The organism is Micromonospora sp. B006 (genome assembly GCF_003408515.1).
Classification (GTDB): domain Bacteria; phylum Actinomycetota; class Actinomycetes; order Mycobacteriales; family Micromonosporaceae; genus Micromonospora; species Micromonospora echinospora_A.
Genome location: NZ_CP030865.1, coordinates 5,149,220 through 5,161,405, shown reverse-complemented (window position 1 = coordinate 5,161,405; position 12,186 = coordinate 5,149,220). Strand labels below are relative to the sequence as shown.

The following is a 12,186-nucleotide window of genomic DNA, read 5'->3' as shown; positions in this document are numbered from 1 at the left end:
CGGGGTCGTAGCATGGGCCGGGTGGCCCGCACTTCCTCGCCGCGGCTGCCCGCGGCCCGCCGCCCCCGTCTCGTCACCGCGCTTCTCGCCGTCGTCGCGCTGACCGGCGCCACCGCCGCCTCCTGCGGTGACGACGCTCCGGCGGTGACTGTCGCCGAGGTCGGTCGCGCGCCGGTGAGCGAGGTGATCGACGCGCCGGCCACTGTGACCGCGCGGGCCGCGGCCACCCTCACCGCCCCCGCCGACGGCACGCTCGCCAGCCTGCGGGTCCAGCCCGGCGCGCGGGTCAGCCGCGGGCAGGTGCTCGCGGTGATCGACTCGCCGTCCGCCCGGGAGCGCCTGGCGCAGGCACGGGAGGCGCTGCGCGCGGCGAAGCGGGCCGGCCGGGGTGCCGGCAGCGGCGACCTGGGCGGCAGCCGGCGGGGCACCGACCGGGCCGCCGACGAGGCGTTCGCCGCCGCCCGCGCCGCCGCCGGCAAGGTCGGCGACCCGCAGGTACGCGCCGCGCTGCTGCTCCAGGTCCAGTCGGCGCAGCGGCAGTACGAGTCGGCCGCCCGCGCCGCCGACCGGGCGGTCGCCCAGGTGCAGCGCGGGGTCGCCGGCCTGAACAGCGCCGTCGGCGCGCTGTCGGCCGCGCAGCGACTCCAGGCCCAGCAGGCGTACGACCTGGCGAAGGCGACTGTGGACGCGTTGACGTTGCGCGCCCCGATCGCCGGTGTGGTGCAGCCGGGCGGCACCCGCTCGGCGGCGCCGGCCGACCTGGCCGGGCTGCTCGGGGCGGCCGGTGGTGCGGCGGTGCCCGGTCTCGACCCGTCGGCGCTCGGCGCGGGCGGGCAGGGCGGGCCACCGCCCGGGGTGGACGACGCGATCCCGGCCGGTGGCCGGGTCACCGCCGGCACACCGGTGCTCACAGTGGTGGACACCGGCCGGCTCGGCCTGCTCGCCGAGGTGGACGAGACCGACGTGCTGCTGGTCCGGGCGGGGGTGCCCGCGTCGGTCGAGCTGGACGCGGTGACCGGCGCGACGTACGACGCCACTGTGCGGTCTGTCGACGTGCTGCCGAGCAGTTCGGCGCGGGGCGGCGTCACCTATCGGGTCCGGCTCGACCTGGGCGCCGGCCGCCTGGGTGAGGCCGAGGTCGCCCCGGCGCCCCGCCCCGGCATGAACGCGGTGGTACGGCTGCGGGTGCGGGAGGCCGCCGACGCGGTGACTGTGCCGGCGTCAGCGGTCTTCTCCGCCGACGGGCGGGACGCGGTCTGGGTGCTGCGGGACGGCCGGGCCGACCGGGTGCCGGTGACCGTGGGCGTGCAGGGGCAGGACCTGGTGCAGATCGTCGACGGCGTACGGGCCGGCGACCGGGTGGTGGTACGCGGCGCCGACCAGGTGCGCGACGGCCAGGAACTGCGGTGACGGCACCGGCGGTCGAGGCCGTCGACGTCTGGCGCACGTACGAGCTGGACGGCGTCTCGGTGTCCGCGTTGCGCGGGGTGTCGCTCACCATCGGCCAGGGCGAGTACGTGGCGGTGATCGGGCCGTCCGGCTCGGGCAAGTCGACGCTCATGCACCTGCTCGGCGGGCTGGACCGGCCCAGCGGCGGCCGGTTGGTGATCGGCGGCCGGGACGTCACCACGCTCACCGCCCCGGAGTTGGCGACGCTGCGCAACGAGACGATCGGTTTCGTGTTCCAGGCGTTCCACCTGCTGGCCCGTACGTCGGCTGTGGACAACGTCGCGTTGCCGCTGGTCTACCGGGGCGTCGGGGCGCGGCAGCGGCGGGAGCGGGCGGCGGCGATGCTGGGCCGGGTCGGGCTCGGTCACCGGCTGCACCATCGGCCCAACCAGCTCTCCGGCGGCGAGCAGCAGCGGGTGGCGATCGCCCGGGCGCTGGTGACCGAACCGGCGGTGCTGCTCGCCGACGAGCCGACCGGCAACCTGGACAGCGCCACCGGCGAGGCGGTGCTGGAGCTGTTGGAACAGCTGAACGCCGAGTCCGGGGTGGCGCTGGTGATGGTGACCCACGACCAGGAGGTGGCCGCCCGGGCGCGTCGGCGGATCGCGGTGCGGGACGGCCTGATCCGCTCCGACAGCGTTCATGATCGACCGCCGTCGGAGGGTTCCGGCGCACCTGCGACACTGGACCCCGCTCCCAGCGCGGAGCCCCGGTCCGTTTCCGGAAGCGGCCCGGGGCACCCGCCCGGTGGCTCCGGTGGCGCCGCCGGTGCCACCGGGCGCCTTCCGCGGCCTGAGCAGCGCCTTCCGCGGGCGGGCGGCGGGGACGCGGGATGAGGCTGGCCGAGGCGTGGCGGGTGGCGTGGGACGCGCTGCGGGCCAACCGGCTGCGCAGCGTGCTGACCATGCTCGGGGTGATCATCGGGGTGGCCTCGGTGGTGATCCTGGTGGCCATCGGCACCGGCACCAAACAGCAGGTCGAGCAGCAGGTCGAAGGGCTCGGCTCCAACCTGCTGCTGGTGGTGCCGGGCCGGATCGAGGTGGGCAACGCGCCGGTGGTCTCGCCACTGGACCTCAGCGACGCCGACGCCGTCTCCCGGGTGGTCGGCGACCCCGGCCGGGTGGCGGTGACAGTGGCCTCCGGGGCGACCGCGCGGGCCGGCAACCGGTCCGACTTCACCACCGTGCAGGGCGTGCTGGAGACCACCCCGTCGGTGTTCACCAGGTCGCTGTCGCGGGGCCGCTACCTGACCGGGGCGGACGTGGACACCAGCCGCCGGGTGGCGGTGCTCGGCGACTCGGTGGCCCGGGCGCTCTTCCCCGACCGTGACCCGCTCGGCCAGCAGGTCACGCTGGCCGGGGTGCGGTTCCGGGTGATCGGCGTCTTCGCGCCGCTCGGGCAGAGCCTCGGCGTGGACCGGGACGACGAGGTGCACGTACCGGTGACGGCGGCGCAACGGCTGTGGGGCACCCAGCGCATCGACGGCATCGCGGTCAAGGCGCCGGACCGGGAGCGGATCGACGAACTCGGCGAGCGGATCGTCGCGGAGTTGTCCCGCCGGCACCCGGACACCGAGTTCAGCGCCGTCACCCAGCGGCAGATCCTCGGCGTGCTCGGCGACATCCTGGGCGTGCTCACCGGCGTACTGGCCGCCATCGCGGGCATCTCGCTGCTGGTGGGCGGCGTCGGCGTCTCCAACATCATGCTGGTCTCGGTACGCGAGCGGACCCGCGAGATCGGCCTGCGCAAGGCGGTCGGCGCCCGCCCCCGGGACATCGGCGTGCAGTTCCTGCTGGAGGCGGTGCTGCTCACCTCCGTCGGCGGCCTGACCGGGATGGCGCTGGGCGTGGGCACCGCCCTGCTCGTGGACGCGTTCTCCCCGATCCCGGCGGCGATCACCTGGTGGTCACTGGCGCTGGCGTTCGGCGTCTCCGCGGCGGTCGGCATCGTCTTCGGCGTGGTGCCGGCGCAGCGGGCGGGCCGGCTCGACCCGGTGGTGGCGCTGCGCGCCGAGTAGGCGGATCGGACGAGGCACCCGTCCGGGCGAAAAACCCCTGGTGGACATCGGGTGAACGGCTGCCTCGCCATGATCAAAGGGTGGAAGGGATCGCGCAGGTCACAGCCGTCCCGCTACCGTACTGGTTACACGCGCGTCGCTCGTCGAGGCGGGAGCACCTGCCCGGTGACACGCGCCGGGCACGGGAATGGGTCGGTGAGCCATGGCCGGGTCGCAGTCCGACGCACGGCTGTCGGATGTCAGGTTCCTGACCGTCGCCGAGGTGGCGACGGTCATGCGGGTCTCCAAGATGACGGTCTACCGTCTCGTGCACAGCGGTGAGCTGACCGCGGTACGGGTCGGCCGTTCGTTCCGGGTGCCCGAGCACGCCGTGCACGAATACCTCCGGGGCGCCTTCCAGGAGTCCGCCTGACCACTCGGCGGGCCGGTCCGCCGAGTGCGACGAAAAGGGGCATCGACGGGGGCGCGTTGGTCCTGCTGACGCACTCCGGTTAGGCTGGACCACGACCGTGATCGCCCTCTGGTGTGCCCTGCCCACCACGCTGGTCCGGTCCGTTGTCCGCAAGCGGTCAAGGCACCACCGGCGGTGGTGTCTTCCGGTCCGCCCCGAACGTTGCATCGAAAGGCTGTCGTATGGGCTCGGTGGTCAAGAAGCGCCGCAAGCGCATGGCTAAGAAGAAGCACCGCAAGCTGCTGCGCAAGACCCGCGTCCAGCGTCGCCGTCTCGGCAAGTGACCGGGGCCGGGCACTGGCCCGGCTCCCGGCACCACTTGCCAACTGTCGACCCTCGGAGGCTCAGGTGATCAGGCCGTGGACGTCCCGGCTCGATCCCGCCTGCCGCGCAAGGCGCACGACATGACCCCCGGTGACACCTCCGGTGCCCCGGGGGTCGTCGTCGTGACCGGAGTCGGTCGCTGGCTCGGCGCGCACGTCGCCGCGCGGCTCGCCGCCGACCCGCGGATCGAGCGCGTCATCGGGGTCGATCCGGCCCCGCCCAACCCCGAGCTGGCCGATCTGCTCACCGACGTGGAACGGGTCCGTCTCGACCTGGACTCGCTCGCCGGCCTCCTGGTCGACCTCGACGTCGACGCCGTGGTGCACCTGGCGCTCGTCACCTCGCCCGATCCGCAGCACGGCGGCCGGTCGGGGATGAAGGAACAGAACGTCATCGGCACGATGCAGATGCTCGCCGCCGCGCAGCGCGCGCCCCGGCTGCGCAAGCTCGTGGTCCGCTCGTCCACCGCCGCGTACGGGGTGTCGTTCCGCGATCCGGCCGTCTTCACCGAGGAGACCGAGCCTCGCGAGGTGCCACGCGGCGGTTTCGGCCGCGACATACTCGACATCGAGGGGTACGTCCGCGGGTTCCGCCGCCGCCGGCCCGACGTCACCGCGACAGTGCTGCGCTTCGCGCCGTTCATCGGGTACGCCGCCGACACCACGCTCACCCGCTACTTCTCCCAGCCGGTGGTGCCCACCGTCTTCGGCCGTGACCCGCGCCTGCAGTTCGTGCACTTCGACGACGCGCTGGAGGTGCTGCACCGGTCCGTCGCCGAGGACCACCCGGGCACGTACAACGTCGCCGGGCCGGGTGTGCTGTCGCTGTCGCAGGCGATCCGCCGGGCGGGCCGGGTGGCGGTGCCGGTGCTCGAACCGGGCCTGGCCGGGGTCGCCGCGATCGCCCGCAGCCTGGGCTTCGGCCGGTACGGCCTGGACCAGGTGGACCTGTTCGTGCACGGCCGGGTGGTGGACACCAGCCGGCTGGAGCGGGAGTTCGGCTTCACGCCCCGCTCGACCGCCGCCGCGTTCGACGACTTCATCCGCGCCCACCACGGCGGCGTGGTGGTGACCCGGGACCAGTTGGCCGCGGCCGAGCAGTTGGTGCTGGAGAGCATCCGGCAGGTCCGCTCGACCGTACGGGAGCGTTCGTGAGCAGCCCGGAGGAGCGGCGCGACGCGCGCTACGACGTACCGCTGGACGTGCCCGGACCGGGTGCGGAGCCGGCGCGGCGCAACGGACACCGCCGGGTGACCGCGCCGTCCGCCCGCCCGGCCGCGCCGGTGGACCCGGCCGACGAGCCGGACACCTCCGCCGACGAGCCCGGCGTCGCTGCCGACGAGCCCGGCGCTCCGGCCGGGACGGCCGCCCCGGGCCCGGCGGCGCACCGCCCGACGGCCGGGAAGACCGTGGCCAAGAAGACGGTGGCGAAGAAGGCAGTCGCGAAGAAGACGGTCGCGAAGAAGGCTGTGGCTGATCCGGCGGCCGGGAGCGAACCGGCCGGTGACACGCCGCCCGGACCGGCGGTGGCAGACCGGCCGGGCGACCACTGGGACCGCAAGGTGGCCCAGGGCCTGGCGTTCCTGCGGCGGCGGCTCGCCGGTGAGTACGAGGTCGACGAGTTCGGCTTCGACCCCGACCTGACCGACGCGGTGGTCCACCCGCTGGTGCGCCTGCTCTACCGGGACTGGTTCCGCACCGAGGTCAGCGGCATCGAGCACGTACCGGCCGAGGGCGCGGGCCTGGTCGTGGGCAACCACTCCGGCACCGTGGCGATCGACGCGCTGATCCTCTCCACCGCGCTGCACGACCGGCACCCGGCGCGCCGCTACCTGCGGCTGCTCGGCGCCGACCTGGTCTTCCGGATGCCCGTCGTGTCCGAGATAGCCCGCAAGACCGGCGGCACCGTCGCGTGCAGCCCGGACGCGGAGCGGCTGCTCGGCAACGGGGAACTGGTGGGCGTGTTCCCGGAGGGCTTCAAGGGGGTCGGCAAGCTCTACTCCGACCGTTACAAGCTCCAGCGCTTCGGCCGGGGCGGGTTCGTCTCCGCCGCGCTGCGCACCGGTACGCCGATCGTGCCGGTGGCCATCGTCGGCGGCGAGGAGATCTACCCGATGCTCGCCGACATCAAGCCGCTGGCCCGGCTGCTCAAACTGCCGTACTTCCCGGTCACTCCCACGTTCCCCTGGCTCGGGCCGCTGGGCATGGTGCCGCTGCCGAGCAAGTGGCTGATCGAGTTCTGCCCGCCGATCCCGACGGCGCACCTGCGTGACTCCGCGGACGACCCGCTGGTGGTGTTCAACCTCGCCGACCAGGTGCGGGAGACGATCCAGCAGACGTTGCACAAGCTGCTCGAACGCCGCCCCGACCCGTTCGGCCCCTGAGCGGTCAGGGCGAGCTCAGGCCTCGCGGTGCCGGCGCCGGTGCAGCGCCAGCCCGGCCGTGACCGCGCCGGCGACCAGCCCGGCGGCGGCGGTGGAGGGCACGGCGATGCGTACGGCCCGTCGCCCGGTGCGGAAGTCGCGCACGTCCCAGCCCTGCTCACGGGCCTGCCGCAGCAGCGCCGGATCGGGGTTCACCGCCACCGCGCGGCCGACGGCGGAGAGCATCGGCAGGTCGTTGGCCGAGTCGCTGTAGGCGGCGCACCGGTCCAGGTCCAGCCCTTCCACGGCGGCGAGCTGGGTCACCGCCTCGGCCTTCGCCGGACCGTGCATCAGGTCACCGACCAGCCGTCCGGTGTACGCGCCGTCGACCACCTCGGCCACCGTCCCGATCGCGCCGGTCAGGCCGAGCCGCGCGGCGATCACCCGGCCGATCTCGACCGGGGCGGCGCTGACCAGCCAGACCCGCTCGCCCGCGTCGAGGTGACGCTGGGCGAGGCGGCGGGTGCCGGCCCAGATGCGCGGGGCCATCAGCTCGTCGAAGATCTCGTCGGCGAGGCGCTCGATGTCGTCCACCCGCCAGCCCTGGACGAAGGCGAGCGCGGCCTCCTTGGCCTGGGACATGTCGCCCGCGTGCTCGGTGGCGAGCAGCCGGAACCGGGCCTGCTGCCAGGCGAAGCGGGCCAGGTCACCGGTGGTGAAGTACTTCCGGGCGGCCAGCCCACGGGCGAACCAGTAGATCGAGGCGCCCTGCATCATCGTGTTGTCCACGTCGAAGAAGGCGGCAGCCGTGGGGTCGGGCGGAACCGTGGTCGCGGGCGCCGACGGGGCCTCGGACCAGCCGGCGGTGTGCCCGTGCGCGTCGGTGCTGACGGTCACCTTCCGGGTGCCGGCCACGGTGACCTCCCTGCCTCGACGACCGCGTACGCCCTCCGCGTCGAGCGTATCCGGCACGGTGTGACGGGCGGGTGTCCGCCGGGAGAAGTGTGGTGCGGTCGGCGTCCGCGCTCAGCGGTCGGCCGGGCAGGCGGCCGGGGCGGGCCCGAGCGCGTCGCTGGCCTGCGGCGCGGGCAGCCCGCAGGCGATCGCCTCGCGCAGCGCGTCGGCGCGTTTGCCGGCCGCGTCGAGCAGCGCCAGTGAGCGGCGGGTGCGTTCCCGGTCGGCGTGGTCGGGCCGGTCCAGCAGGCCGCTGACCACCCGGCGCTGGCCGGCGAGGAACGTGTCCACCGCGTCCAGCGCCGCCGGGTCGGAGCGCTGCGCGGCGACAGTGGTCAGCAGGCGTACGCCCTGGCGGGTGTCCGCGTCCATGTCGTCCAGGACGGCGCTGAAGCCGAGCTGGTCGCCGTGCACCGAGGCGGCCTCGTCGAGCCGGGTGCGGGCGAAGTCGAGGAAGAGCTGCCCGCGGCTGATGTCCGAGCTGGCGAGCGCGAGCTGGGCGCGCTCGGTGGAGCGCTTCATCCCGTACAGGGCGTCGCCGGGCAACGCGTTCTCGCTGGCGGCGGAGATCCCGGAGAGGGCGATCGCGCCGGCGGCCACGCCGACCAGGATCGCGCCCCGGGCCCGCGCCCGGCGTCCGGTGATCGCGGGCAGCAGCGCGCCGCGTACTCCGGTGGTGGCGGGCTTGGCCGGAGCGCCGATGCCCTCGCGTTCGGCGGTGGCCACGAGCATCGCCCGCAGTCCGGTGCGGAACTCGGCGCGCGGCTCGACGTCGGGCCCCTCTGCGGTGAGCCGGCGGCTCACCTCGACGAGCGCGGTGAGTTCACCGTCCGCCTTGGACCGGACGTGGTGCCGGCGTCCGCCGTTGGCCTCGTCGAGGAGTTGCGCGAAGCGCTCGGCCCGCCGACGGGAGAAGAGGTCGCTGTCCACCGCGGCACCCCCTCTCGCTGGTCACGGCCGGGCGGCCGTCGTCGTCACCAGCGACCGGTGGCAGCGTGAGGCGCAGAGTCGACCGGGACGGCCGACCTGACCCGCCGGACCGGGTGGCCCGGGGGACGCCGGGACAACCACTGGTCGCACCCGGAGAAACGGACCGCGCCGGTCGCCGGTTACGGCCGGGGCGGCGGCGAAATCACCAAGAGTGATCGGACCGCGTGGCGCGTCGGGCACGCGACAGCGCCCGGCGACAGCGCCGGTGAGAGGACGGATGTGGGGCTGCCGCTCAGGAGTGGAAGCCGTCGGGCAGCAGCCGGGCCAGGGCCCGTACCGCCCGGTACTGGAGGGCCTTGATGGCGCCCTCGTTCTTGCCCATGGTCCGGGCCGTCTCGGCCACCGAGAAACCCTGGAGGAACCGCAGCACGATGCACTCCTGCTGCTCCGGGTTGAGCTGCTTGACGGCGGTGAGCAGGGCGACGTTGGTGATGTGTTCCACCACCGCGGCCTCCGGGCTGCCCTCCGGCCCGCGGTCCTCCCGGTCGGCGTCGAGGACGTCGCCGGTGGTCACCTCCAGCCGGTAGCGCCCCGACTTGAAGTGGTCGGCGACCAGGTTGCGGGCGATGGTGACCAGCCAGGCGCCGAGGTCGCGGCCCTGCCAGGTGAAGCTGCCGATCCGCTTGAGCGCGCGCAGGAACGTGTCGGAGGTGAGGTCCTCGGCGAGCTGACGGTTGCCGACCCGGAAGTAGACGAACCGGAACACCGTGTCGACGTACCTGTCGTAGATCAGCCCGAACGCCTCGGACTCGCCTGCCTGCGCGCGTTCGACGAGCGTCCACACCTCGGTGGCCGGGTCGGACGGGTCGGGGCGGCTGGGGAAGCCGGTGGCGGGCGTGGCGGCCGGCACGGCGGGCAGGACGGCGGTGTCGCCGGTGGTCACCGCCGGCAGGATCGCGGTCTCCGCGGCGGAGGGCTCGGCGCCGGTCGCCGCGTCGCCGCGCCGGGCCTGGGCCGGCATGGTGGGGCGGGCCGGGCTGCCGAGTCTCCCGGCTGCGGGCTTCGCGTTGCCGCCGGGCGTCGCGGGGCGTGCCGGCGCCTCGTTCGTGTGGTGCGCGCGGCTGCGTACGCGCCGCCCCTCGCCGCGTACCGCGAGCTGGCCGTCGGTGCCCCGGGGAGGTGGATCGGCGCGCTCGTTGAGCGGGTTGCGCTGGGTCGGGCCGGTGACGCCGGCCGGCCGTTCGGCGTAACCGAAGGTGGTCACCGCGCCTCCCCGGTCCGAGTCGGAAGCGACCGCGCCGGGCGCCACTGTGGCGCCGGGGGACCGGGTGGAACCCGGCCGGGCGCGGCCGGGTCGGGACGTGCCGACGGGCGGCAGATCCCCTTGAGGTGCTGGTCCAATGCGCTGACGGGCACGGGGGCCTCCTCGGGCTGAGGGGTGTCGACTCACGGCAAATGGGGTGAGCCGACCCGAGTGATGATAGGGCCAACGTCACCCACGCGTGGCAAGTCCGTTACACAGAGCGGAAGTATTTCCCGCCGGATCGCACGGATGGCGGACCCGTTGTCCGTCGCGTGTGGTTGACTTTCGCACCGGATCGTGGTCCGCAGTGGAAAGTCCTGGTCGGAGCAGATTTTCTTTCCGCTCGGCGTGTCGCGAAGGCGGCTCGCACGGGTCGCCCCGGGCTGCTCGGCGAGTGCCGTTGGAGATCGTTGTCCCGTGCCGGGGAATCCCACCGTACTGCATTCCCAGTCCCGTGCGGCGGACCCGGCGCCGTGTCCGGGCATGGTCCGGCGGACGCGGCTGTGCCAGACTCAGCCACCGTGCAGGACGCCGCCGAAAGCTCCGCGCCGAACCTCGCCGACCAGGTCCGCCGGGCCGCCGCCGAACGGGGCGACCGGGCCGCGCTGCACTGGCGCGAGCGGACGCTCACCTGGTCCGAGCTGGACGACGCGGTCACCGCCACCGCCCGCGCGCTGGTTGCCGACGCGCCGCCGGCCGCCGGAACGCAGCATCCGCCCCGGGTGGCTGTCGCGTTCGGCAACACCCCGGACTTCGTGGTCACCTACCTCGCCGCGCTGCGGGCCGGCCTGGTCGCCGTACCGGTCAACCCCGCGCTCACCGCCCGCGAACTGCGGCACGTGCTCACCGACTCCGGCGCCGCGGTGCTTGTCGGCGCGCCCGAGGTGACCGGCCGGGTGGACCGCGCCGAACTGCCCGGGCTGCGCGCCGTGCACACCGCGCCGCCGGTGGGCGGCGACGCCGGGCCGGCCCCGTTCCCGGCCCGCTCCGGCGACGACCTGGCCGTCCTGCTCTACACCTCCGGCACCGAGGGCCGCCCCAAGGGCGCGATGCTGTCGCACCGCGCGCTCGCCGCCAACCACGACCAGACCGACCGGATCGAGCCGCCGGTCCTCGGCCCGGACGACGTCGTGCTGCTCGCACTCCCGCTGTTCCACGCGTACGGGCTGAACACCGCGCTCGGCGCCGTGGTGCGGCACGGCGCGACCGGTGTACTCGTCGACGAGCCCACGGCGGGGACGCTGGACGAGATCGCCCGGCACCGCGTCACGGTGCTCGTCGGCGTACCGTCGATGTTCCTGACCTGGGCCGAGGCGGAGCGTGACCCGGCCGCGGCGCTGACCTCGGTGCGCGTCGCGGTGTGCGGCGCGGCGCCGCTGCCGCCGGCCGTCGGCGCGCGCTTCACCGAGCTGACCGGGCACCCGGTGCACGTCGGCTACGGGCTCACCGAGACCGCGCCGGTGCTCACCTCGACGCTCGTCGGCGGCGAGCCGAAGCCCGGCTCGATCGGCCGCCCGCTGCCCGGCGTCGAGCTGCGCCTGACCGGCGCCGACGGCGCCGAGCTGTGGCGCGACGGGGTGCCCGCCGACGAGCCCGACGACGACGAGATGGACCTCTCCGACGAACTGGCCGGCACCGACCCCGGGCAGATCGTGGTACGCGGAGAGAACCTGTTCGCCGGTTACTGGCCGGACGGGCGGGGCGGGCCGGACCCGGACGGCTGGTGGGCCACCGGCGACGTCGCGTACGCCGACGGCGACGGCGACCTCTTCCTGGTCGACCGGCTCGGCGAGCTGATCCTGGTCAACGGCTTCAACGTCTACCCGCACGAGGTGGAGCTGGTGCTCCAGGCGCACCCCGGGGTGGCCGAGTCGGCGGTCCTCGGCGTGCCGCATCCGCGGACCGGCGAGACTGTGCGGGCGTACGTGGTGCGGGCGGCCGGTCCGCCGGTGACGGCGGACGACCTGCTCGCCCACTGCGCGCGTAACCTGGCCCGGTTCAAGTGCCCGACCGCCGTCGAGTTCGTCGACAGCCTGCCGTACTCGGCGATCGGGAAGGTGCGCAAGACCGAGCTGCGTCCGGCGCCCGCGGTGCCGTCGCCGTCGCCGCCGACCGAGATCCGCACGGAGGTATCCGATGTCCAGTGACCCGAGGCTCATCCTGATCACCCGGCCCGGCTGCCACCTGTGCGACGACGCGAAGGCCGCGCTCGACCGGGTGGTGGCGGTCACCGGTGACCGCTGGGTGGAGCGGGACGTCACCGGCAACCTGGAGATGGAGCGCGACTACGGCGACCGGCTGCCGGTGGTGCTGCTCGACGGCAAGGAGCACGGCTACTGGCGGGTCGAGGAGGACCGGCTGCTGCGCGACCTGACCACCCCGCAGCTCTAGCCTTA

General features: G+C 74.6%; 12 protein-coding genes. 9 read left to right on the top strand and 3 right to left on the bottom strand.

Annotated features, from left to right (window positions below):
- Positions 1 to 12 precede the first annotated feature (12 nt).
- The 7 genes from MicB006_RS23175 to MicB006_RS23145 all read left to right on the top strand — a co-directional run bounded on the left by MicB006_RS23175 (position 13) and on the right by MicB006_RS23145 (position 6,624).
- A complete protein-coding gene (locus MicB006_RS23175; RefSeq protein ID WP_116508861.1) occupies positions 13 to 1,410 on the top strand; it encodes an efflux RND transporter periplasmic adaptor subunit in 1,398 nt (465 codons plus the stop codon).
- Positions 1,407 to 2,285, top strand: coding sequence for an ABC transporter ATP-binding protein (locus MicB006_RS23170; protein WP_116508859.1), 879 nt, complete (start codon positions 1,407 to 1,409; stop codon positions 2,283 to 2,285). Before MicB006_RS23175 ends, MicB006_RS23170 begins: the two co-directional genes overlap by 4 nt.
- Positions 2,282 to 3,466 carry an ABC transporter permease gene (locus MicB006_RS23165; protein WP_043328082.1) on the top strand — a complete coding sequence of 395 codons (1,185 nt, stop codon included), beginning with the start codon at positions 2,282 to 2,284 and terminating at the stop codon, positions 3,464 to 3,466. The genes MicB006_RS23170 and MicB006_RS23165 overlap by 4 nt, the downstream gene beginning before the upstream one ends.
- 202 nt (positions 3,467 to 3,668) lie before the next feature.
- A complete protein-coding gene (locus MicB006_RS23160; protein ID WP_013288759.1) occupies positions 3,669 to 3,878 on the top strand; it encodes a helix-turn-helix domain-containing protein in 210 nt (69 codons plus the stop codon).
- A gap of 221 nt (positions 3,879 to 4,099) precedes the next feature.
- The gene (locus tag MicB006_RS23155) at positions 4,100 to 4,201 is read left to right on the top strand and encodes a 30S ribosomal protein bS22 (protein WP_007465623.1); all 102 of its coding nucleotides are present in this window, start codon (positions 4,100 to 4,102) and stop codon (positions 4,199 to 4,201) included.
- A 120-nt stretch (positions 4,202 to 4,321) separates the two neighbouring features.
- Positions 4,322 to 5,395, top strand: a complete 1,074-nt coding sequence (locus MicB006_RS23150) for an NAD-dependent epimerase/dehydratase family protein (RefSeq protein WP_116508857.1) — start codon at positions 4,322 to 4,324, stop codon at positions 5,393 to 5,395.
- A gap of 371 nt (positions 5,396 to 5,766) precedes the next feature.
- Positions 5,767 to 6,624, top strand: coding sequence for a lysophospholipid acyltransferase family protein (locus tag MicB006_RS23145; protein ID WP_192900330.1), 858 nt, complete (start codon positions 5,767 to 5,769; stop codon positions 6,622 to 6,624).
- 15 nt (positions 6,625 to 6,639) lie between these two features.
- Here MicB006_RS23145 and MicB006_RS23140 read toward each other — a convergent pair whose 3' ends face one another.
- The 3 genes from MicB006_RS23140 to MicB006_RS23130 all read right to left on the bottom strand — a co-directional run bounded on the left by MicB006_RS23140 (position 6,640) and on the right by MicB006_RS23130 (position 9,751).
- A complete protein-coding gene (locus MicB006_RS23140; protein ID WP_116508855.1) occupies positions 6,640 to 7,518 on the bottom strand; it encodes an HAD family phosphatase in 879 nt (292 codons plus the stop codon).
- A gap of 111 nt (positions 7,519 to 7,629) precedes the next feature.
- Positions 7,630 to 8,487, bottom strand: a complete 858-nt coding sequence (locus MicB006_RS23135) for a DUF5667 domain-containing protein (RefSeq protein WP_116508853.1) — start codon at positions 8,485 to 8,487, stop codon at positions 7,630 to 7,632.
- A 292-nt stretch (positions 8,488 to 8,779) separates the two neighbouring features.
- On the bottom strand, positions 8,780 to 9,751 hold the full coding sequence (locus MicB006_RS23130; RefSeq protein WP_116508851.1) for an ECF subfamily RNA polymerase sigma factor, BldN family: 972 nt from the start codon (positions 9,749 to 9,751) through the stop codon (positions 8,780 to 8,782).
- Positions 9,752 to 10,263: 512 nt separating this feature from the next.
- Between MicB006_RS23130 and MicB006_RS23125 the strand changes: the two genes are divergently transcribed.
- Both MicB006_RS23125 and MicB006_RS23120 read left to right on the top strand, forming a co-directional pair.
- The gene (locus MicB006_RS23125) at positions 10,264 to 11,937 is read left to right on the top strand and encodes an AMP-binding protein (protein WP_116508849.1); all 1,674 of its coding nucleotides are present in this window, start codon (positions 10,264 to 10,266) and stop codon (positions 11,935 to 11,937) included.
- Positions 11,927 to 12,181 carry a glutaredoxin family protein gene (locus MicB006_RS23120; RefSeq protein ID WP_073829047.1) on the top strand — a complete coding sequence of 85 codons (255 nt, stop codon included), beginning with the start codon at positions 11,927 to 11,929 and terminating at the stop codon, positions 12,179 to 12,181. The genes MicB006_RS23125 and MicB006_RS23120 overlap by 11 nt, the downstream gene beginning before the upstream one ends.
- Positions 12,182 to 12,186 lie beyond the last annotated feature (5 nt).

What these genes read in the sequence shown, in the direction of transcription:
- MicB006_RS23175 (WP_116508861.1), top strand. Translation starts at nt 13, where the DNA reads ATGGGCCGGGTGGCCCGCACTTCCTCGCCGCGGCTGCCCGCGGCCCGC.
- MicB006_RS23165 (WP_043328082.1), top strand. Translation starts at nt 2,282, where the DNA reads ATGAGGCTGGCCGAGGCGTGGCGGGTGGCGTGGGACGCGCTGCGGGCC.
- MicB006_RS23160 (WP_013288759.1), top strand. Translation starts at nt 3,669, where the DNA reads ATGGCCGGGTCGCAGTCCGACGCACGGCTGTCGGATGTCAGGTTCCTG.
- MicB006_RS23155 (WP_007465623.1), top strand. Translation starts at nt 4,100, where the DNA reads ATGGGCTCGGTGGTCAAGAAGCGCCGCAAGCGCATGGCTAAGAAGAAG.
- MicB006_RS23150 (WP_116508857.1), top strand. Translation starts at nt 4,322, where the DNA reads ATGACCCCCGGTGACACCTCCGGTGCCCCGGGGGTCGTCGTCGTGACC.
- MicB006_RS23120 (WP_073829047.1), top strand. Translation starts at nt 11,927, where the DNA reads ATGTCCAGTGACCCGAGGCTCATCCTGATCACCCGGCCCGGCTGCCAC.